Source organism: Pseudomonas sp. FP2338, from assembly GCF_030687515.1.
In the GTDB taxonomy this organism is placed as follows: Bacteria; Pseudomonadota; Gammaproteobacteria; order Pseudomonadales; family Pseudomonadaceae; genus Aquipseudomonas; species Aquipseudomonas salomonii.
The window spans coordinates 5,648,220-5,666,482 of the sequence record NZ_CP117436.1 but is presented as its reverse complement, the minus strand read 5'-3'; the positions used below and the strand labels follow the sequence as shown (position 1 = coordinate 5,666,482).

Below are 18,263 nucleotides of genomic sequence, written 5' to 3'. Positions count from 1 at the left end.
CGACGATTAAGTGAGCAGGTTGAAGCGATGTCCGCAGACCAGGCAAAGGTTGTTCGCCAGAACGTGGCGATCCAGTTTTTCGCCGAGTTGAGCGCCAAGCGCGCAGCCACCGATACCACCAACCAATCCACCGAACATGGCGCCAGAGACTGTACCGATGGTGATGCCAAGTGGTCCGGCAAGGGCGCCGACAGATGCGCCTATTTGGCTGCCGGCGAGTGCAGAGCTAACACCTCGTGCAGCACCGCCAACGGCACCGACAGTGGCACCTACCGTCATGGCTGTTCTGAGGGAGGCAATTTCTTTGGACTTACAACAAGGACACTGAAATGACATGGTTTTGGATTCCATGGTGGATGTTCAGTGTTGTGATATAGGTGTGAAATTCCTTTCAATGTGGGGCCAGGAGCCAGGGAAGTACCTTGTGGCACCACTAACAGCCGGCGTTCGCCCGCCAAAGCTGTACGGAGTTAGTTCCTGTTGTACAGAGTTAGTTCTTTTCGTGTCATTGCTGCCCCTTGAGGAGCTGTTTGACCCGGATCGCTTCGCTGGAGGAAAACTACTTGAATACCTTATGACATGCGCAACGAGCCGCCATCAAATCCTACTCCTGCTGGATCAGTGTCGACCCTCCAAAAGCTGCGGGTTGTTGAAGCTTGGTCGAGTACTGGCCCCTGGACGTTCCCGCCGAAGCTAGTGAGTCCACGGCATTTCGCAACCGAGAAGCGGACGGCAATATCGATGTGTTGCTGCCGACAGGTGGCACAAAAGCATACGACTGCTGATGGCAGCAGCACTCGCTCAGCTTGAGTCAGACCGCCTTCTCGAACCTCGGGAAAAAAATACTTGTCGCTGGCGGCCTTTTTATTAGGGTGAGAGAAACTTAAAGTTCGATCACTCCCAAGCAAATAACGAGAAGGCAAGTGACAAATACACAACCTGTTCTCTACCCGAGAATTTTACGTCTTAAGCAACTGAGCGAGCGTATTGGGCTCGGACGGTCGACGATCTATGACCGCATGGATTCCCAGTCGCCGAGGTACGACGCTACGTTTCCAAAACCGATCAAATTGGGGGCTGCAGCCATAGGCTGGATTGACTCCGAAATCACGACCTGGATTGAGCAGCGCATGCCTGCCAAGGAGGTGCGCTGATTATTGAGCTAGATCCCCATCAGTGAGGGGGTTGAAAAGACGTGGTTGTTTTGTGCTGGAACCGAACACTAACTCCGTATAACCGTTTGACTCATATTTCTATTGCGAGGTGCGCTACCGGCAGTACTTTGATTGGGATTGGCTTGCTCTGGTTTTTTTGGTTTATATGTTATTGGTATTGGTCGGTAGTTGGTAGTTGGTATTAAGAGCTATTGGCATAGCGCTAGTTAATGACATTTGTTCTTATTCGTCTGGTAGTGAGGTGTGTCGAAGAGAAGGTCAATGATGGATTGACTTGATTAAAGGCAAGTCAATTAGTGAGCAGCATAAACTATTGAGTGCTTTATTGTATGAAGGGCTATGTAAGCGTATCTGATCATGAGCGCTCTAATGCGCTCATGAGTACATGTCGTATGCCGCTAGAAAACGGTGATGTACAGGGCGATTTAGAGATGGAAGTAGTCTGTGAGCTGAAGCGAGCATCGTTTTGGACTCAGCAGCTAATCAAGTCGGAGGGAGACGCATTTGAGTTGTATGTCGACGCGAATGGTAGCAGTGCTCTGAAGTTTAATGGTCCGGGTAAAATTCTGCGAAAGCTGGTAAGGATGCATGTACTCAGTGATAAGCGATTCGGTGAGTTGTATAGGTTTGAGCCATATATTGACTTGATCGTTAGGCATATCGCAGATGCAGGCTTGCAATACACGTATCTATCGTACACTCGAGCGGTGCTGAGTGGGGATGCGAAGTTGCTTATGGAGCTATTTAACGGTTGTGTCGATAAAATTCGCCAAGAGGCCAAGTGTAAGCAGTTCCAATCCAAGCTCAATAGTTATCAGCGTTCAGGCAATAAAAATTACAAGGAATTGACAGAATACGTAGATACATTGTTTGAGCGCTATTCCAGATTATTGGTGCTGAGGGTTGACCTAGGCTACCGCAAAGAGCTTTCCAAGACGACACAGGCTGAGGCTAAGAAAGATCGAGAGCATCTGTTCCAGAACACTAGATCGAACAAGCTGTTTGGCGATATGGTGGGCTACATTTGGAAGCTGGAGCATGGGTCGGACAAAGGATTCCATTATCACATGATGTTTTTCTTTGACGGCTCCAAGGTTCGGGAGGATGGAACGTTAGCTAAGCTGATCGGCGAATACTGGAAGACTACGATCACGAAAGGGCGAGGTGTGTATTACAACTGTAACGCGGACAAATCGCGCTACAAGAGCTGTGGGATCGGTATGGTAGATCACTGGAATAATCCGATGCGGGATTCATTAGGCAAGGCAGTGCTCTACTTGACCAAGATTGATCTTTACATGAAATTGCAAACTGAAGGCCGGGGTATGGGGAAAATGTTAAGCCCCGACCCCAAAGGCGCCCGTGGTAGGCCAAGGGCTGTTTCGCCGCCAAGGGAGTGCATGGCTTAGGGGCATCACAGCAGAGCGCCCTAAGAGGCGCTGAGGGTCGTATGGCCGATGACAAAAATTTAATGATGGAGAACCTAAATCTCACCCTATTTTAACACGCTTACTATTTTCCCAAGCTCGATTAACGTGTTCGTCTTCACGCAGCCATTCTGTAAGCCAGTTTTCTATGTTTGAGATCTGTAGAATAGGAATATTATTTTTTTCAATAAATTCACCCAAGGGTTTTGTAAGTTTGGTAACGGCTGTTGTCTTATGTGGCCAGCCTGTTTTTGGTTTAAGCTCATATAGCAATCTTGCAGCTTCTTCTTTGACTGGTAAGATGGAATTGTTTCTTCCTTGAGCATTTTTACTATTTTGCTTGGCGCGGCTGTCAATATCTCTCGCATTGAGGATGGCTGCGGATTGTTCTATGATTTCACCAATCATCACACTTGCATAATTAGTGAAGGCCCATGCCCGATCACGGTTTTTTTGTGCCTCAGCGTCGCTCCCCAGTTCGAGGTACAGGCAGGCATATCTCACGTGATGTAGCAGTGTTTTGATTGCTTCATCCCGTTGTATGTCTTCGTTTTCCCATCGGGTTTCTAGTTCGGATTGTAGTGCTGGATTGCCTGTGACTTCGCGGATGCTTTCAAGCAGTTGCGTATATTCATCGAGATTAAGTAGCGAATCAAAAAAGTGATCTCGAAGCATGCTGTGGTTTCTAGCAATGGCTTCAAAAACTGTAGTGTTGCCTATGCTTTTATTCATGCTCGCTGTGATTTGATGTGGTGGAAATAGTGGCTGAGTTGTTTTGGTCATTGTGCAGTCCTTGGCAATGCTCATTGATACAGTGTCGCGCAATTCGTTAGTTTGTGTGGTTTTGGAGAGCAATATACTACTTTTGCAGGTAATAGTGGGGGGCGAATCATGCTCAGGGTTTGGAGGCTTTTATGGCATTGTTTAAAAAGTTACTCCAGTCGTTCATCAGGGCGCGACGCTTATCCAGAAAATCCGAGCGAGAGTAGGCTCCTTCGGTTTGGTCACGTTCATCATGCGCAAGCGCCATCTCACATACCTCGCGTGGGTAATGGGTGCATTCCCCGGCCCAGTCTCGAAATGAGGACCGAAAGCCGTGTCTTGTGATGTGCTTGTACCCCATGTCATGTAAGAGCGTTCGTACTGCGTTTGCGTGCATGACACCTGTCTTGCCTTGACCAGGAAATAGAAAGGCGCTTCCTTCATTTCTCGGAATGCTCCTCACCAGCTTTACGACCTCTTTGGAAAGCGGAATCACGAAAGCTACTCGCATCTTCATTCGCTCATCTGGGAGTGACCAAGTTCCGGCTGCTAGATCAAACTCATCCCAACGAGCAAACCTGACCATGTGGGCGCGTGCGCTCGTCATGATCAGGAGTTGAGCCGCCTGAGACGGGGGTGTTGAGTTTGCCCTGAGTTTTGTCATCAAATCGGGCACTTCCTGCCAGCGCAAGGCTTCAAAGTGCTCACGCTTCCGAGCCTTCCTCTTTTCAGAACGGCTCAGCAGGTTGTCTAAGTGCCCGCGCCAGCGAGCAGGGTTCTCACCCTGTCGCAGGTTGCGTGCCTTGGCTGCATCCAGAACTTGCTCAATCTGGCCGCGTACCTCGTCAGCGGTTCTGGTCTTGGTGGCCCAGATAGGTTGTAAAACCTTGAGCACTTCGGGAGTGCCGATGTCTTCGGCTGACAGCTTGCCTATTTGATTAAACGCATACAGCTCCAGCTTTCGCAGCCAGCCTTTACGCCATTTCTCTGACCACGCGGCACCGTGAGCATCACGGTATTCCATTGCAAGCGTCTCGAACCTCAGTTGCTTGGCTTCACTTGCGCGCTGGGCTTCCCGTTGGGCCGCTCGCTCTACGTCTCTGGCAGCCAAGGGATCGATGCCATTACTCAGTTGGCTGCGTTTAGCACTGGCATCTTGTCTGGCCTTCTTGAGACTGACCTCAGGGAATGAGCCCAGACCCATCTCCCTGCGACGGCCCGCCAGTTGAAAGCGGAGTAGCCATGATTTACGCCCGGTAGGTTTGACGACCAACCGTAGCCCATCCCCATCTTCATAGGTACCAGGTTCGGTCAGGTTTTCGACTTGTTTCGGATTCAGCTTACCCATTGATTTCCCCTTGCTGTCCCTTTTGTCCCCCCATCTGTCCCCCCACCTCATCGTCGGATGGGGTCAAATGGCGTTGAACACCATTGGACAAGGGAATACCTTAAACCCCCGTAATAGCTAAGCTAACAGGTGAACTCTCGGATGGGATAGGATTATTTCGGACAATTAAAAAGCCGGCTTGTGGCCGGCTTCTCGGGGACTGCCTCAGCTTGTTTTTGACAAACCTCACCAGCCTTCAAATCGCTCAGCCCACATCACGTCGGGCTGAATAGTAGGGGCATCTGCGGGAACTCCTCCGCATCGCCAGGCAGGATAGGTAGCGCAAAGCCACCCCCTGCCAAATGTGGGCGGCATTCTAACCACATTCACCTCATATGCCTACCTCCGGGTCCGATTTAGAGCCTTCCCAGCCCAGCAGGTGTTCGTCCAGCGGCACCGGTCTGCGGTTGTTCAGGGTGGACCACCAGAACACCCAGCCGACGATCTCGAAGTTCTGTTCAAAGCGTTGTTCGTGGGTGAGGTATTCGTCCGGGTGTTCGCCGGCGTTGTGGCTGCGCATGCGCAGGCCGCCGCCGGGGCGGTTGTAGAGGTATTTGATGCGTAGCATGCCGTCGTGTTCGACGGCGTAGATTTCGCCGTCGGTGATTTGGCTGCGGCCTCGGTCGATGGCGAGGGTGGCGCCTTGCTGGATGATGTCGATCATGCTGTTGTCGACCATGTAGGCGCCTACCGCGCGGTCGGGGTTTACGTTGAGGGTTTCGAGGGTGTGCAGGGAGACGCGGATGCGCTCGGTCGAGGTGAACGTGGGGTGGAGGGGAATCTCCACGTCGACTTTTTCCGGGAGACGGGCGGGGCCCGTGATGTACTTGCCGCTTTCTTCGCGGGTGGCGATGCCTTTCCTTGGGTCCGGGCCTTCCAGCAGGAAGTTGGCCGGAGGGTGTTTGAGGCCTTCGCCGGTGCGCAGCCAACGGCTGGAGACGCAGAGCAGTTCTGCGATCTCGTTGAGTCGGCCCATGGGCACGCCGCGCTTGAACCAGTTGTTCACGTGTTGAGGCGTGACACCACGGTTCTTGGCGAAGTCGGAGGCGGAAAGATGAACTTCCCGCAGTAACGCTTTTAGTCGATCACCTGATGTATTCATAAACGCAGAGTTTACTGGCCGGAAAAATACATCAAATAAACTATGCGTTGAGTTTCGTGTGTAGGGATTTGCTTAGTTGTAGTCTGATATGTCAGTTATCTAATCTTATTAAACGTTCCGAATTAAACATTGAACTTGGTGTTTAATTTTTCCCACAAAAAAAGCCCCGAATCGTCGGGGCTTTTTTGATTGCCGGGGCAATGAGGAGCGGGTATCAGCCTTTGTAGGCAGCGACCGACTTCATGATCTCGGCGCGGGCGGCGTCTGCGTTGCCCCAACCATCGATCTTCACCCATTTGCCTTTTTCGAGGTCTTTGTAGTTCTCGAAGAAGTGCTTGATCTGTTCCAGCAGCAGTGGCGGCAGGTCGGTGTATTCCTTCACGTCCACGTACAGCTGGGACAGCTTGTCGTGTGGCACAGCGATAACTTTGGCATCGCCGCCGCCGTCGTCGGTCATGTTCAGGATGCCGACTGGGCGCGCGCGGATAACCGAGCCTGGGGTAACCGGGTAAGGGGTTACTACCAGCACGTCGAGGGGGTCACCGTCGTCAGCCAGGGTATTAGGGATGAAACCGTAGTTGGCCGGGTAGAACATTGGGGTGGCCATGAAACGGTCAACGAACAGGCAGTCGCTGTCTTTGTCGATTTCGTATTTGATCGGCGCGTGGTTGGCCGGAATTTCGATGGCGACGTAGATGTCGTTCGGCAGGTCTTTGCCAGCCGGAATCTTGCTGTAGCTCATTGGGCGGTGCCCCCGTAGTTGGCCATTAAACATGGCCGGATTGGCCTAAAAGTGGCGGCGATTATAGGCATATTCTGACGCCGATGCCATGCGTCAGACGTCGTGTGGCGCCAGCGGTTCAGTCTGGTAGCGGGCATCGCCGGTTTGCAGTTGGTGCAGGCGGGCCAGCGGGTCCTGGCGATAAAAGCGGCTCAGTTGCGCGTACACCTGGGGATAAGTGCCGACCAGTAAATCCGGGGCACTGAAGAAATACTCACTGGTGACGGCAAAGAACTCCGCCGGGTTTTCGGCGGCGTAGGGGTCGATGTCGGTTTCGGCGTCCGGGTTGGCATCCAGCTGGCGGTTGAGGTCGTCAAAGGCGCTTTGCATCACGCTGGCCCATTCCTGCACGCGCATGTCGTGGTGCAGCGGCGGCAGGCCGTTGGCGTCGCCGTTGAGCATGTCCAACTTGTGCGCCAGCTCGTGGATCACCAGGTTGTAGCCTTCCCATTGGCCGCTGGCCAGAACGCCGGGCCAGGCGAGGATCACCGGGCCCTGTTGCCAGGCTTCGCCGCTGTGCTCACCGTCCCACTCGTGCTCGACGCCGCTGGCATCGCGATGGCGCTGGGGGCTGAGGAAGTCGTCAGGGTACAGCACGATTTCGTGAAAGCCCTGATACCAGTCGAGGTCGCCCAGGTTCATCAGCGGCAATTGCGCCTGGGCAGCGAGCAACAGACGCTGCTCCTGATGCAGCTCGACACCGGGCAGGGCGGTGAGGTGCTTTTCACTCAGGAACACCACGCAGGCTTCGCGCAGCCACTGGTCCTGCTCGGCGCTGATGCCGTCGAGGAAGGTCAGGTGATGGCGCACCCGCTGCCAGGTGTCATCGGCAATCGGGTGCTTGGCCAGCAGGCGCCGGCGACGCCAGGCGCTGAGGGACCACATCGCGGGTTACTGCGGCTTGGCTTCGGAACTGCGGCCAAACCGGCTGCGGAACACGCCGATGATCATCGGCACCAGTGACAGCAGGATGATGAACACCACCAGCAGCGAGAGGTTCTTCTTGATAAACGGTACGTTGCCGAAGAAGTAACCCAGGGTGACCAGGCCACCGACCCACAGGATGGTGCCGAACACGCTGAAGCCGAAGAAGCGCGGGTAAGGCATTTTGGCGATACCGGCCACGAACGGCGCAAAAGTGCGCAGAATCGGCAGGAAGCGCGCCAGGGTCACGGTTTTGCCGCCGTGTTTATCGTAGAAGTCGTGGGTTTTTTGCAGGTAGTCGCGGCGGAAGATTTTCGAATTCGGGTTGCTGAACAAGCGTTCCCCGGCCGTTCGTCCGATCACGTAGTTGGTACTGTCGCCGAGGATGGCTGCCAGCATTAACAGGCCGCCCAGCAGGACCGGATCCATGCCGCCGCCTGCGGCAATGGCGCCGGCGATAAACAGCAAGGAATCACCGGGCAGGAAAGGCATAACCACCAAACCGGTTTCGCAAAAGATAACCAGGAACAGAATGGCGTAGATCCACACTCCGTAGTTTCTTACCAGCATGTCGAGGTACACGTCGAGATGCAGGATAAGGTCGAGCGGGTTGAAATCCATGAATGGCACCTGTGTGAATGGCCCGGCTCAGCGGGCCTGTGCGGAAGCTACGGGTAAGTTAGGCTACAAGCCTATGTCGCGATTCTTACAACTCTGAGAGGTCCGCATTATACGGATTGAGAGGTGAAAAGCGTGTTGGTTTTGTAGCGGGGAGTGTCGCTGGTAGCAAGGCTTTACACTGATCTAAATGTTGCTTAGATGTAAATGTGGGAGCGGGCTTGCTCGCGAAAGCGGTGGGTCAGTCGAGTCTTTATTAACTGATACACCGCTTTCGCGAGCAAGCCCGCTCCCACAGGGGATCTATGGTGGTTGGGCTAACAGCGTCAGTCTTCACTGATCGGCAGCACGTAGTTCTTGAACTCCGTATCCTCTCGAAAGCCGATCGACTCATAGGTCTTCTGCGCCACGTCATTGTCACTGCTGGTCGACACCCGCAGCCGCACCGCGTGCGTTTCCTTGGCCATCTTCTTCGCAGTGCGCATCAGGTTGTCGGCCACCAACTGCCGGCGGGCATCTTCGGCGACGTAGATGTCGTTGAGAATCCACACGCGTTTAAGCGACAGCGACGAAAAACTCGGGTACAGCTGGCAGAACCCCAGCAACCTCTTGTCGTCATCATCCGCCAGGGCCAGGTAGATCACCGACTCCTTGCGGCGCAGGCGCTTTTCCAGAAAGGCCCGCGACGAGTCCGGAAAGGGCAGCGCGCCATAAAATTCACGGTACTTGACGAACAACGGGGTCAGCAGGTCCAGGTGTTCCAGGGTCGCTTGAGTAATCCGCATGCCAGGCCTCAACTTCCAAATGGTGTATGACCACACAAGCGGCCGTGACTCGATGCTGCCTAATGACGCCAAAAAGCGCAATCGTGCAGCTATCAGTCATTGGGTGGGCTGAGCAGGAAATTGCCTTTGATCAGGTCAGGATCATCCGATTCGAGGGTCTGAACCTGCGCCTCGTCCTTGAGGTTGACCCCCGACAGTTGCCGACGACACGCCTCTTTCATCAAATAAAGCAGGCGATGGGCGGCCATGCCGTAGCTCAGGCCCTCCAGGCGTACATTGGAGATGCAGTTGCGGTAGGCATCGGTGAGGCCGACCTTGGGGTTGTAAGTGAAATACAGCCCCAGGCTGTCCGGCGAGCTGAGCCCAGGCCGTTCGCCGATCAGAATCACCACCATCTTGGCCCCCAGCAACTGGCCGATTTCATCGGCCACGGCCACGCGGCCCTGTTCCACCAGGATCACCGGCGACAAGGACCAGCCTTCAGCCTGGGTCTGCTCCTCCATGCGTGTAAGAAACGGCAATGTATGTTTATGCACCGCCAGCGCCGACAGGCCATCGGCCACCACCACGGCCAAATCCACGCCGCCTGGGTGGGCGGCGGCGTAGTCACGCAGGCTCTGGGCTGACTCATCACTTAAACGTCGACCCAAATCCGGGCGCTGCAGGTACATGTGCCGGTCCACTGCAGCGCTGTGCAGCAACAGGCTGTCACGCCCGCGCTCGGCCATTTGGCTGCTCAGGCCCGCGTGGTCGAAGGGCAAGTGCACCGCGTCGCGCGCCTGGGCGTGGGCGAACTGGAAATCCAACTGCGCGTTGGTGGGGATGCTGGTGCCGGTGCGGCCCAGGGCAATGCGCGCAGGCGTGAGGCGGCGCAGTTCCAGCCACGGGTTGTCAGGCAGGTCGAGTTGCACTGGCGGCTCCTTCATCCTAATTGCTTCAAGGCGTGGCGAAACGCCGGTGGCAGGCTGTTGCCAAAGTGCACCTTGCCGTCGGCCTGGGTGAAGATGCCCATTTTCGCCAGCCACTGTTCAAACTCCGGCGCCGGTTTTAAACCCAATGTTTGCCGGGCATACAAGGCGTCGTGGAACGAGGTGGTCTGGTAGTTGAGCATGATGTCGTCGGAGCCGGGGATGCCCATGATGAAGTTGATCCCGGCCACGCCCAGCAGGGTCAGCAGCGTGTCCATGTCATCCTGGTCGGCCTCGGCGTGGTTGGTGTAGCAGATATCACAGCCCATCGGCACGCCGAGCAGCTTGCCGCAGAAGTGGTCCTCAAGGCCGGCGCGGATGATCTGCTTGCCGTTGTACAGGTACTCCGGGCCGATAAAACCTACGACCGTATTGACCAAAAACGGCTTGAAATGCCGCGCCACGGCGTAGGCGCGGGTTTCACAGGTTTGCTGGTCGACGCCAAAGTGCGCGTTGGCCGACAAGGCACTGCCCTGGCCGGTTTCGAAATACATCAGGTTCTGGCCCAAGGTGCCGCGATTCAGGCTCAAACCCGCTTCGTAGCCTTCCTGCAGCACGCTCAGGCTGATGCCGAAACTGGCATTGGCCGCTTCGGTGCCGGCAATCGACTGGAACACCAGGTCCAGCGGCACGCCACGGTTGATGGCCTCGATGGAGGTGGTCACGTGGGTCAGCACGCAGGCTTGGGTGGGGATTTCGTAGCGCTGGATGATCGCGTCGAGCATCTCCAGCATGGCGCAGATCGAGGCAATGCTGTCGGTGGCCGGGTTGATGCCGATCATGGCGTCGCCGTTGCCGTAGAGCAGGCCGTCGAGAATGCTGGCGGCGATGCCCGCCGGTTCATCCGTCGGGTGGTTGGGTTGCAGCCGGGTCGACAGCCGCCCGCGCAGGCCCATGGTGCCGCGAAACTGGGTGACCACGCGGATCTTCTGCGCCACCAGCACCAAATCCTGCACGCGCATGATCTTCGACACGGCGGCGGCCATTTCCGGCGTAAGTCCGGGCGCCAGGGCGCGTAGGCTGTGTTCATCGGCCGCATCACTGAGCAGCCAGTCGCGCAGGCCGCCGACGGTCAGGTGGCTGACCACGCTAAACGCCTGTTTATCGTGAGTGTCGATGATCAGCCGGGTGACTTCGTCGCTTTCGTAAGGGATTAGTACTTCTTCGAGGAAGTGTTTCAACGGGATATTCGCCAGCGCCATTTGCGCCGCGACGCGCTCGCCGTCGTTTTGCGCGGCCACGCCTGCGAGGAAGTCGCCGGAGCGCGCCGGGCTGGCCTTGGCCATCACGTCCTTGAGGCTGTCGAAACGGTAAGTCTGTGTACCTACCGCGTGGGAAAAGCTTGCCATACAGTGTCTCCTTGGCGACGCGGGCTGCCCGTGAGTAAGGCGCCCGCATCGAGGTTTACGGCTATCAGTGCAAGGCGGCCTCTGCGGCCTGGATCGCCGCGAATTCCTCTTCGGGCGTGCCCGCTACCAAGTGATGCCGGCTGTAGAAAGCAAAGTAAGCAATTAATACTCCATAGATGATCGCCGCGCCAATCACCACCCGTGGATCCACCAGAAAGCCCGCCACCACGGCCACGCAGGCCAGTACCAAGGCGATACCGGAAGTGAAAATACCACCCGGCGTGCGGTACGGACGCTCCATCTTGGGGCGACGGATACGCAAGGTGATGTGCGCGGCCATCATCAGCACGTAGGAAATGGTTGCGCCGAACACCGCCACCAGAATCAGCAGGTCACCTTGGCCGGTCAGCGACAGGCCAAAGCCGATGATGCCGGGAATGACCAAGGCCAGCACCGGCGCCTTGCTTTTGTTGGTCTGCGACAGCTTGCGCGGAAGGTAGCCGGCGCGGGACAGAGCAAAGATCTGCCGCGAATAGGCATAGATAATCGAGAAAAAGCTCGCGATCAGCCCGGCCAGGCCGACCAGGTTGACGAAACTGCCCATCCAGGTCGAGCCGCCGTAAGACAATGCCAGCGCCTCAACCAGCGGGTTGCCCGACTTGATCAGTGCATAAGTGCCGGCTCCGCCTGGCGCAATCACCAGAATCAACAGGGCAAAACTGGTCAGCACCACAATGGCGCCAATCAGGCCACGCGGCAGGTCACGCTTGGGGTTCTTGGTTTCTTCGGCGGCCAGGGGCACGCCTTCGACGGCGAGGAAAAACCAGATCGCGTAGGGAATCGCCGCCCACACGCCGACGTAGCCAAACGGCAGGAAGGTGCTGGCGCCCTTGGCCTCGGTCACCGGGATATCGAGCAAGTTGGCGACGTTGAAGTGCGGCACCATCGACACCAGGAACACGCCCAAGGCAATCGCTGCGATGGCGGTGATCACAAACATCAGCTTCAGGGCTTCACCCACGCCGAAGATGTGGATGCCGATAAAGATGATGTAGAACGCCAGGTAAATCATCCAGCCGCCGATGCCGAACAACGACTCGCAATAGGCACCGATAAACACTGCGATGGCGGCGGGCGCTATCGCATATTCAATGAGGATGGCGGTGCCCGTGAGGAACCCGCCCCAAGGGCCGAAGGCGCTGCGGGCAAAGCCGTAGCCGCCGCCGGCGGTAGGAATCATGGAAGACAGCTCGGCCAGGGAGAAACACATGCACAGGTACATGGTGGCCATCAGCAAGGTGGCGAGGAACATACCGCCCCAGCCGCCCTGGGCCAGGCCGAAGTTCCAACCGGCGTAGTCGCCGGAGATCACGTAGGCAACGCCAAGGCCGACCAGCAGCACCCAACCGGCAGCGCCTTTTTTCAGTTCGCGTTGTTGGAAATAGTCGGTGCCGACTTTTTCGAAGTCGACGGAAGAGCCAGTGGGTTCGCTAGGCATGGGAAAGTACCGTCCGTTGTTATTGTTTTAGCTCGACCTCTTTGTGTCGAACGCGAGTTGCGAGTACTTACGAAGATCAAAATGTGGGAGCTGGCTTGCCTGCGATGACGGTAGGGCAGTCACCCACTTTTGCTGGTTGAACCACCGCTATCGCAGGCAAGCCAGCTCCCACACTTGATTGCATTTCAAATGGGGGAGCAGGTGTTAGTTAGAAAAAGCCCAACGGGTTAATGTCGTAGCTCACCAGCAAGTTCTTGGTCTGCTGGTAGTGGTCCAACATCATCTTGTGGGTCTCACGGCCCACACCGGACTTCTTGTAGCCCCCAAATGCGGCATGCGCCGGATACAGGTGGTAGCAGTTGGTCCACACGCGGCCCGCCTTGATCGCGCGGCCCATGCGGTAGGCACGGTTGATGTCGCGGGTCCATACGCCGGCGCCGAGGCCGAACTCGGTGTCGTTGGCAATCGCCAGGGCTTCGGCTTCGTCCTTGAAGGTGGTGATGCTCACCACCGGGCCGAAGATTTCTTCCTGGAACACGCGCATCTCATTGGTGCCCTTGAGTAGCGTCGGCTGGATGTAATAACCACCGGCCATGTCGCCGGTCAGTTGCTCGACCTTGCCACCGGTGAGCAGTTGCGCGCCTTCGCCCTTGGCGATTTCCAGGTAGGACAGGATCTTGTCGAACTGCTGCTCGGACGCCTGGGCGCCGACCATGGTGTCGGTGTCCAGCGGGTCGCCGCGTTTGATCTGCTCGACCTTCTTCATCACCACTTTCATGAAGTCGTCGTAGATCGACTCTTCCACCAGTGCGCGGGATGGGCAGGTGCACACTTCGCCTTGGTTGAAGAACGCCAGCACCAGGCCTTCAGCGGCTTTTTCGATAAACGAAGGTTCGGCTTTCATGATGTCGGCAAAGAAGATGTTCGGCGACTTGCCGCCCAGCTCAACGGTCGACGGAATAATGTTCTCGGCCGCCGCGTGCATGATGTGCGAGCCCACCGGTGTGGAGCCGGTGAAGGCGATCTTGGCGATGCGCTTGCTGGTGGCCAGGGCTTCACCGGCTTCTTTACCGAAGCCGTGCACCACGTTCAGCACGCCAGGCGGCAGCAGGTCGCCGATCAGCTCCATCAGCACGTTGATGCCCAGCGGGGTTTGCTCGGCGGGTTTAAGCACCACGCAGTTACCGGCGGCCAGGGCCGGTGCGAGTTTCCACGCGGCCATCAGCAGCGGGAAGTTCCACGGGATGATCTGGCCGACCACGCCCAGTGGCTCGTGGAAGTGGTAGGAGGCGGTGAGTTCGTTGATCTCGGCGCTGGTGCCTTCCTGGGCGCGGATGCAACCGGCGAAGTAGCGGAAGTGGTCGGCGGCCAGCGGGATGTCGGCGTTGAGGGTTTCACGCACGGCCTTGCCGTTGTCCCAGGTTTCGGTGATGGCCAGCAGTTCGAGGTTTTGTTCGATGCGGTCGGCGATTTTTAGCAGCACCAGCGAACGGTCCTGGGCCGAGGTCTTGCCCCAGGCGTCAGCGGCGGCGTGGGCGGCATCCAGGGCCTTGTCGATGTCTTTGGCGGTGGAGCGCGGGAATTCGGCGATGGGCTTGCCGTTGACCGGCGAGGTGTTGGTGAAATAGTTGCCGTCCACCGGCGCAACGAATTCGCCGCCGATGAAGTTGCCGTACTTGGCCTTGAAGGACACGATCGAGCCTTCGGTGCCGGGATGTGCGTAACGCATGGTGGGTATCTCCTGCTTTTATGTTTATTGGAGTACAGCGGTGTTGCGCGTGATAAAGCGTAGAGCAAAGGTCGGGCCACCGCCGTGCACGCCAGATAAATCAAGGGTTTTGGCTTTGTTGCAACGCGTTGCTGTGACACTTGCGGTACAGGTGGGGTGACAGTTTGTGCCATAAGCGGTACAGCCTGTGACCAGTGGGTCGGCCCGGGATTGCAATGCCCGGATGGCTGGGGGATGCTGGCCGTTCTCACGCAGGGAGAATAATAAGAACATGCATAACGATCATTTCAGTCGCCATGCCCAGCAAGTCCTCACCGTCACCCGTGGGCAAGACCTCGGCCACGGCCCCGGCAGCGACCCGTCCATCGCCCGCTCCTGGCTGCGCTGCCTGGAGGACTACCACCTCGACCCCGCACTGACCATGGCCCCCACCGTGCTTGAACACGGGCGCCTGCTGGAAAGTCGCGAGCGCTTGCAGCAAGTGCTGCACATCGCCGGCAGCGAGATGAACAGCCTGCATCAACAACTCTCCGGCGCCGGCCATGCCGTGCTGCTCACCGATGCCCGCGGGGTGATCCTCAACTGCGTGACTGCGCCGGCCGAACGCAAGGTGTTCGAGCGCGCCGGCCTGTGGCTGGGCGCCGATTGGAGCGAGGCGTGTGAAGGCACCAACGGTATCGGCACCTGCCTGGTGGAGCGCCAGTCCCTGACCATTCACCGCGATGAGCATTTTCGCGGCCGACACACCGGCCTGACCTGCTCGGCAAGCCCGGTGTTCGACCCCCATGGCGAACTGTTGGCGGTGCTGGACGTGTCATCGGCGCGTGAGGCCGTGTCGCGTCAAAGCCAGTTCCACACCATGGCGCTGGTGAACTTGTCGGCCAAGATGATCGAAAGTTGTTACTTCCTGCGCCATTTTGAACAGCACTGGCTGCTGCGCTTTCACCTGCAGGCGGAGTCCGTGGGGTTGTTCAGCGAAGGGTTGCTGGCATTCGACGGTGAAGGGCGAATCTGTGCGGTCAACCAGAGTGCGCTGAACCTGCTGGGGCAGGCGCGCGGCGGTTTGCTGGGGCAACCGGTAGAGGCGTTTTTCGAGTGCTCGCTGGACCAGTTGCTCGGCCGCGCCAGCGCCAATGCTACTGCCAGTTGGCCGTTGCGTACCCGCGATGGTCGGCATTTGTTCGCCGCGTTGCGTGGCCAGGCACGCAACGCGCCTGCGCCGATAGCCAAGCCTGAGGCGCCACGCCTTTCGGGTATTTGCCTGGGCGATGCCGCGTTGCAGCATGATTTTCGCAAGGCCCTCCGAGTATTTGAGCGCGACGTACCGCTGTTGATCAACGGCGAGACCGGCTGTGGCAAGGAAGCATTCGCCAAGGCCGTGCATCAGGCCAGCCTGCGTGCCGATAAGGCCTTCGTTGCCCTCAACTGCGCCGCTATCCCGGAAAGCCTGATCGAGAGCGAGCTGTTCGGTTATCGCGGCGGCAGCTTTACCGGCGCGCGTAAAGAGGGGATGCAGGGCAAGTTACAGCAGTCCGATGGCGGCACTTTGTTTCTCGATGAAATCGGTGACATGCCCTTGGCCTTGCAGACTCGCTTGTTGAGAGTCCTGGAGGATCGTCTGGTGGTGCCCATCGGCGGCGAGCCTCAGCCGATAGATGTGCGCATCATCAGTGCCACTCACAGAGATTTGTTGGCGCGTGTGCAGGACGGCAGCTTCCGTGAAGATTTGTATTACCGGCTCAACGGTCTGGAAGTTTCATTGCCGGCGCTGCGTGATCGAAGTGACAAATCGCAGTTGCTGGACTTTTTACTGAAAGACGAAGCGGGTACGCAAAACGTCCTGCTTGATCTCGACGCGCGTGAACGACTATTAGCGTTTGCCTGGCCGGGGAATGTGCGGCAGATGCGCACTGTGTTACGCACATTGGTTGCGTTGACCGAGAGTGGCCTGATTGGGCTTGAGGATCTGCCGGCGCACATTCGTCCACTCCCGCCCCATGCACTCAATGAGAAGCCTGACCTGCCTCTGGAACATGCCGAGCGCTTGACCTTGCTTGAGGCGCTGGAGCAGCAGCGATGGCATATGACCCATGCAGCCGAACACCTTGGGATCAGTCGCAATACCCTGTATCGCAAATTGCGCAAGCACGGTATTCCCCTTCGTTGACCTCTATTTCACTCGGCATCACTGAGAGGTGACTGCTGTCTGATGTTTAGACTTTTCAGTCACCGTACGAGAGCTCGAGCCGGGCGATGGCAGTCGTTCGTAATACAGCGATAATATTCTTTTTGCCGCGCCTTGGGTCTTTGTAAGTTGCATAACCACTCAACGTAGGAATTGCGCATAGCGACGTCGCGTTCAGGAGGGTTAAATGACGAATGTTTCAAGTTTTCCTACACCTTATGGTGTCTTTTCCTCCGCAGGCCCAGTGGAAAATGCACCTGCTGCGGCTGCCGAAAAAGAGATTCCAGGCATCGGCGGCGAGTCGACGCCTGCCGATGCGGGCAAGGCGCATAACGATGGGGCCTGAGCGTCACACCTTTTCCCTCTCGGATGTGTCCGGATGGGCTGATGTTTCGCGAACACTGCTGGCGATCGCCAAGGCATTGGCTACAGAGCCCGGTCAAACCCTGACGGTGCCTTGGCCAGAAGGCGAGGTAGCGTGGGATGTTGTAGGCAAGTTCTACGGGCAGCGGACTGACTTGACTCCGGCGCAGGCGATCGAGCAGCGCGACAAGCTTCGAAAAAATACCAACGTTCAATTCCCGCCCCTTCCTCACACGTCGCTGAGATCCAGGCAGGCACTGGCTGAGCACCAGGAGGCGCTGGGAGACGAGGCTAATACGCAGGCACTCATCGCAGCACTGAACAATCTGGTGGATGACCCCAGTGCAAAGGTCGACCTCAGCAAGGTGATGGTTCCTATCGACCCTCGTTCCGCGTATTCCAACGACGGTGGTCAATTGATTACCGAGGTCAGCGCCGAGCAACTGATTGAAGACTACCAGCTGAATGTGCCGCAGAACGTTGAGCAGGCACGCAACCTGGCCAATACGCTGGACTTCGACCTCGCCGTCCGTGCGCCGAAGGCAGAACAGGGTGGCGCGCAGCCTCTGACTCGAGGGGCGGAGCCCACGACGCTGGACAATGCAAAACGCGACCAACTGCAACAAACTGTAGCGCAATGGAAAGCGCAGAATCCTGTCGGTCCATCAGGGGGGCAGTCCGGAGCAGAGTCGGATAGCTTGTTAGGACGGTTGCTAGGTTATCTTCCCGTACCTGGGTGACCTACTCCATCGAAGCCTGGCGTATTGAAAAGCAAGTGCCGGGGAGCGTGGCCAATATGACGTACAGTCAAGTCATGCTCTTTGGGAAAACATCACCGATTTCAACGCAGACTGAAAACTAACTTAAAGAAGTACGGCGCAATCCAATGCTTGATTGGGGGCGGGCAAATGAAGTGATCGGTGCGGAGCCGAAAGGCGAGTACTCGGCTATAGATTACAACCTGTCAGTGACGGCGATGCTCAAACAGCAAAAAGAGTTTGAATGGGCGTCTGGGGTGTTGAAAAGTAAGCCTGCCACCCGGGAAGAGTTGGCGCTGACGGAATTGGAGAGGGTGTTTGGTAAGCATATAGATTTCAAAAGTAACGATGACACGAGTCTTGAAGGTCGTGCGAAAGCCATTGAGGCAAGGTTGGCTGTTATCACTGCGCTGAGTAAAGAGTTGGCAGGAAAAATCAAGCCTTGAGGTGCA

Annotated in this window: 18 protein-coding genes; 6 read left to right on the top strand and 12 right to left on the bottom strand. The window is 56.9% G+C overall.

Going from position 1 to position 18,263, the window contains the following annotated elements; all coding sequences use genetic code 11:
- Nucleotides 1-6 precede the first annotated feature (6 nt).
- Nucleotides 7-279: a hypothetical protein gene (locus tag PSH96_RS25640; protein ID WP_305385609.1), complete on the bottom strand. Its 273-nt coding sequence runs from the start codon at nucleotides 277-279 to the stop codon at nucleotides 7-9.
- Between the two features lie 644 nt (nucleotides 280-923).
- Between PSH96_RS25640 and PSH96_RS25635 the strand changes: the two genes are divergently transcribed.
- Both PSH96_RS25635 and PSH96_RS25630 read left to right on the top strand, forming a co-directional pair.
- The gene (locus PSH96_RS25635) at nucleotides 924-1,154 is read left to right on the top strand and encodes an AlpA family transcriptional regulator (protein ID WP_305383031.1); all 231 of its coding nucleotides are present in this window, start codon (nucleotides 924-926) and stop codon (nucleotides 1,152-1,154) included.
- A 413-nt stretch (nucleotides 1,155-1,567) separates the two neighbouring features.
- Nucleotides 1,568-2,584 (top strand): inovirus-type Gp2 protein, encoded by a 1,017-nt coding sequence (locus tag PSH96_RS25630; protein WP_305383029.1) that lies wholly within the window; start codon nucleotides 1,568-1,570, stop codon nucleotides 2,582-2,584.
- A gap of 81 nt (nucleotides 2,585-2,665) precedes the next feature.
- On the opposite strand, the gene PSH96_RS25625 is transcribed toward PSH96_RS25630, so the two are convergent.
- The 11 genes from PSH96_RS25625 to PSH96_RS25575 all read right to left on the bottom strand — a co-directional run bounded on the left by PSH96_RS25625 (nucleotide 2,666) and on the right by PSH96_RS25575 (nucleotide 14,505).
- Nucleotides 2,666-3,385, bottom strand: a complete 720-nt coding sequence (locus PSH96_RS25625) for a hypothetical protein (protein WP_305383027.1) — start codon at nucleotides 3,383-3,385, stop codon at nucleotides 2,666-2,668.
- Nucleotides 3,386-3,497: 112 nt separating this feature from the next.
- The gene (locus PSH96_RS25620) at nucleotides 3,498-4,712 is read right to left on the bottom strand and encodes an integrase arm-type DNA-binding domain-containing protein (RefSeq protein ID WP_305383025.1); all 1,215 of its coding nucleotides are present in this window, start codon (nucleotides 4,710-4,712) and stop codon (nucleotides 3,498-3,500) included.
- 370 nt (nucleotides 4,713-5,082) lie between these two features.
- The gene (locus PSH96_RS25615; protein WP_305456005.1) at nucleotides 5,083-5,853 is read right to left on the bottom strand and encodes a S24 family peptidase; all 771 of its coding nucleotides are present in this window, start codon (nucleotides 5,851-5,853) and stop codon (nucleotides 5,083-5,085) included.
- 214 nt (nucleotides 5,854-6,067) lie between these two features.
- Nucleotides 6,068-6,595 (bottom strand): inorganic diphosphatase, encoded by a 528-nt coding sequence (gene ppa / locus PSH96_RS25610; protein WP_003176323.1) that lies wholly within the window; start codon nucleotides 6,593-6,595, stop codon nucleotides 6,068-6,070.
- Between the two features lie 93 nt (nucleotides 6,596-6,688).
- Nucleotides 6,689-7,519, bottom strand: coding sequence for a zinc-dependent peptidase (locus tag PSH96_RS25605; RefSeq protein WP_305456004.1), 831 nt, complete (start codon nucleotides 7,517-7,519; stop codon nucleotides 6,689-6,691).
- Nucleotides 7,520-7,525: 6 nt separating this feature from the next.
- Nucleotides 7,526-8,179 (bottom strand): DedA family protein, encoded by a 654-nt coding sequence (locus PSH96_RS25600; protein ID WP_056861943.1) that lies wholly within the window; start codon nucleotides 8,177-8,179, stop codon nucleotides 7,526-7,528.
- A gap of 323 nt (nucleotides 8,180-8,502) precedes the next feature.
- Entirely contained in the window at nucleotides 8,503-8,961 is a 459-nt protein-coding gene (locus PSH96_RS25595) for an N-acetyltransferase (RefSeq protein WP_056861944.1), read from the bottom strand.
- Between the two features lie 92 nt (nucleotides 8,962-9,053).
- Nucleotides 9,054-9,887 (bottom strand): ethanolamine ammonia-lyase subunit EutC, encoded by an 834-nt coding sequence (gene eutC / locus PSH96_RS25590; protein WP_305456001.1) that lies wholly within the window; start codon nucleotides 9,885-9,887, stop codon nucleotides 9,054-9,056.
- The gene (locus PSH96_RS25585; RefSeq protein WP_305456000.1) at nucleotides 9,884-11,278 is read right to left on the bottom strand and encodes an ethanolamine ammonia-lyase subunit EutB; all 1,395 of its coding nucleotides are present in this window, start codon (nucleotides 11,276-11,278) and stop codon (nucleotides 9,884-9,886) included. Before PSH96_RS25585 ends, eutC begins: the two co-directional genes overlap by 4 nt.
- 64 nt (nucleotides 11,279-11,342) lie before the next feature.
- Nucleotides 11,343-12,776 carry an ethanolamine permease gene (gene eat / locus PSH96_RS25580; RefSeq protein ID WP_058420204.1) on the bottom strand — a complete coding sequence of 478 codons (1,434 nt, stop codon included), beginning with the start codon at nucleotides 12,774-12,776 and terminating at the stop codon, nucleotides 11,343-11,345.
- A gap of 208 nt (nucleotides 12,777-12,984) precedes the next feature.
- Complete coding sequence (locus PSH96_RS25575; RefSeq protein WP_058420203.1) at nucleotides 12,985-14,505, bottom strand: aldehyde dehydrogenase family protein; 1,521 nt, start codon at nucleotides 14,503-14,505, stop codon at nucleotides 12,985-12,987.
- Nucleotides 14,506-14,776: 271 nt separating this feature from the next.
- On the opposite strand from PSH96_RS25575, the gene PSH96_RS25570 reads away from it, so the two are divergent.
- From PSH96_RS25570 to PSH96_RS25555, 4 genes are all read left to right on the top strand, one after another.
- Nucleotides 14,777-16,672, top strand: coding sequence for a sigma-54-dependent Fis family transcriptional regulator (locus PSH96_RS25570; RefSeq protein ID WP_305455998.1), 1,896 nt, complete (start codon nucleotides 14,777-14,779; stop codon nucleotides 16,670-16,672).
- A 205-nt stretch (nucleotides 16,673-16,877) separates the two neighbouring features.
- Nucleotides 16,878-17,036: a hypothetical protein gene (locus PSH96_RS25565; RefSeq protein ID WP_305455997.1), complete on the top strand. Its 159-nt coding sequence runs from the start codon at nucleotides 16,878-16,880 to the stop codon at nucleotides 17,034-17,036.
- Entirely contained in the window at nucleotides 17,026-17,793 is a 768-nt protein-coding gene (locus PSH96_RS25560; protein ID WP_305455996.1) for a hypothetical protein, read from the top strand. The genes PSH96_RS25565 and PSH96_RS25560 overlap by 11 nt, the downstream gene beginning before the upstream one ends.
- Nucleotides 17,794-17,939: 146 nt before the next feature.
- Nucleotides 17,940-18,257, top strand: a complete 318-nt coding sequence (locus tag PSH96_RS25555; protein ID WP_305455995.1) for a hypothetical protein — start codon at nucleotides 17,940-17,942, stop codon at nucleotides 18,255-18,257.
- Nucleotides 18,258-18,263 lie beyond the last annotated feature (6 nt).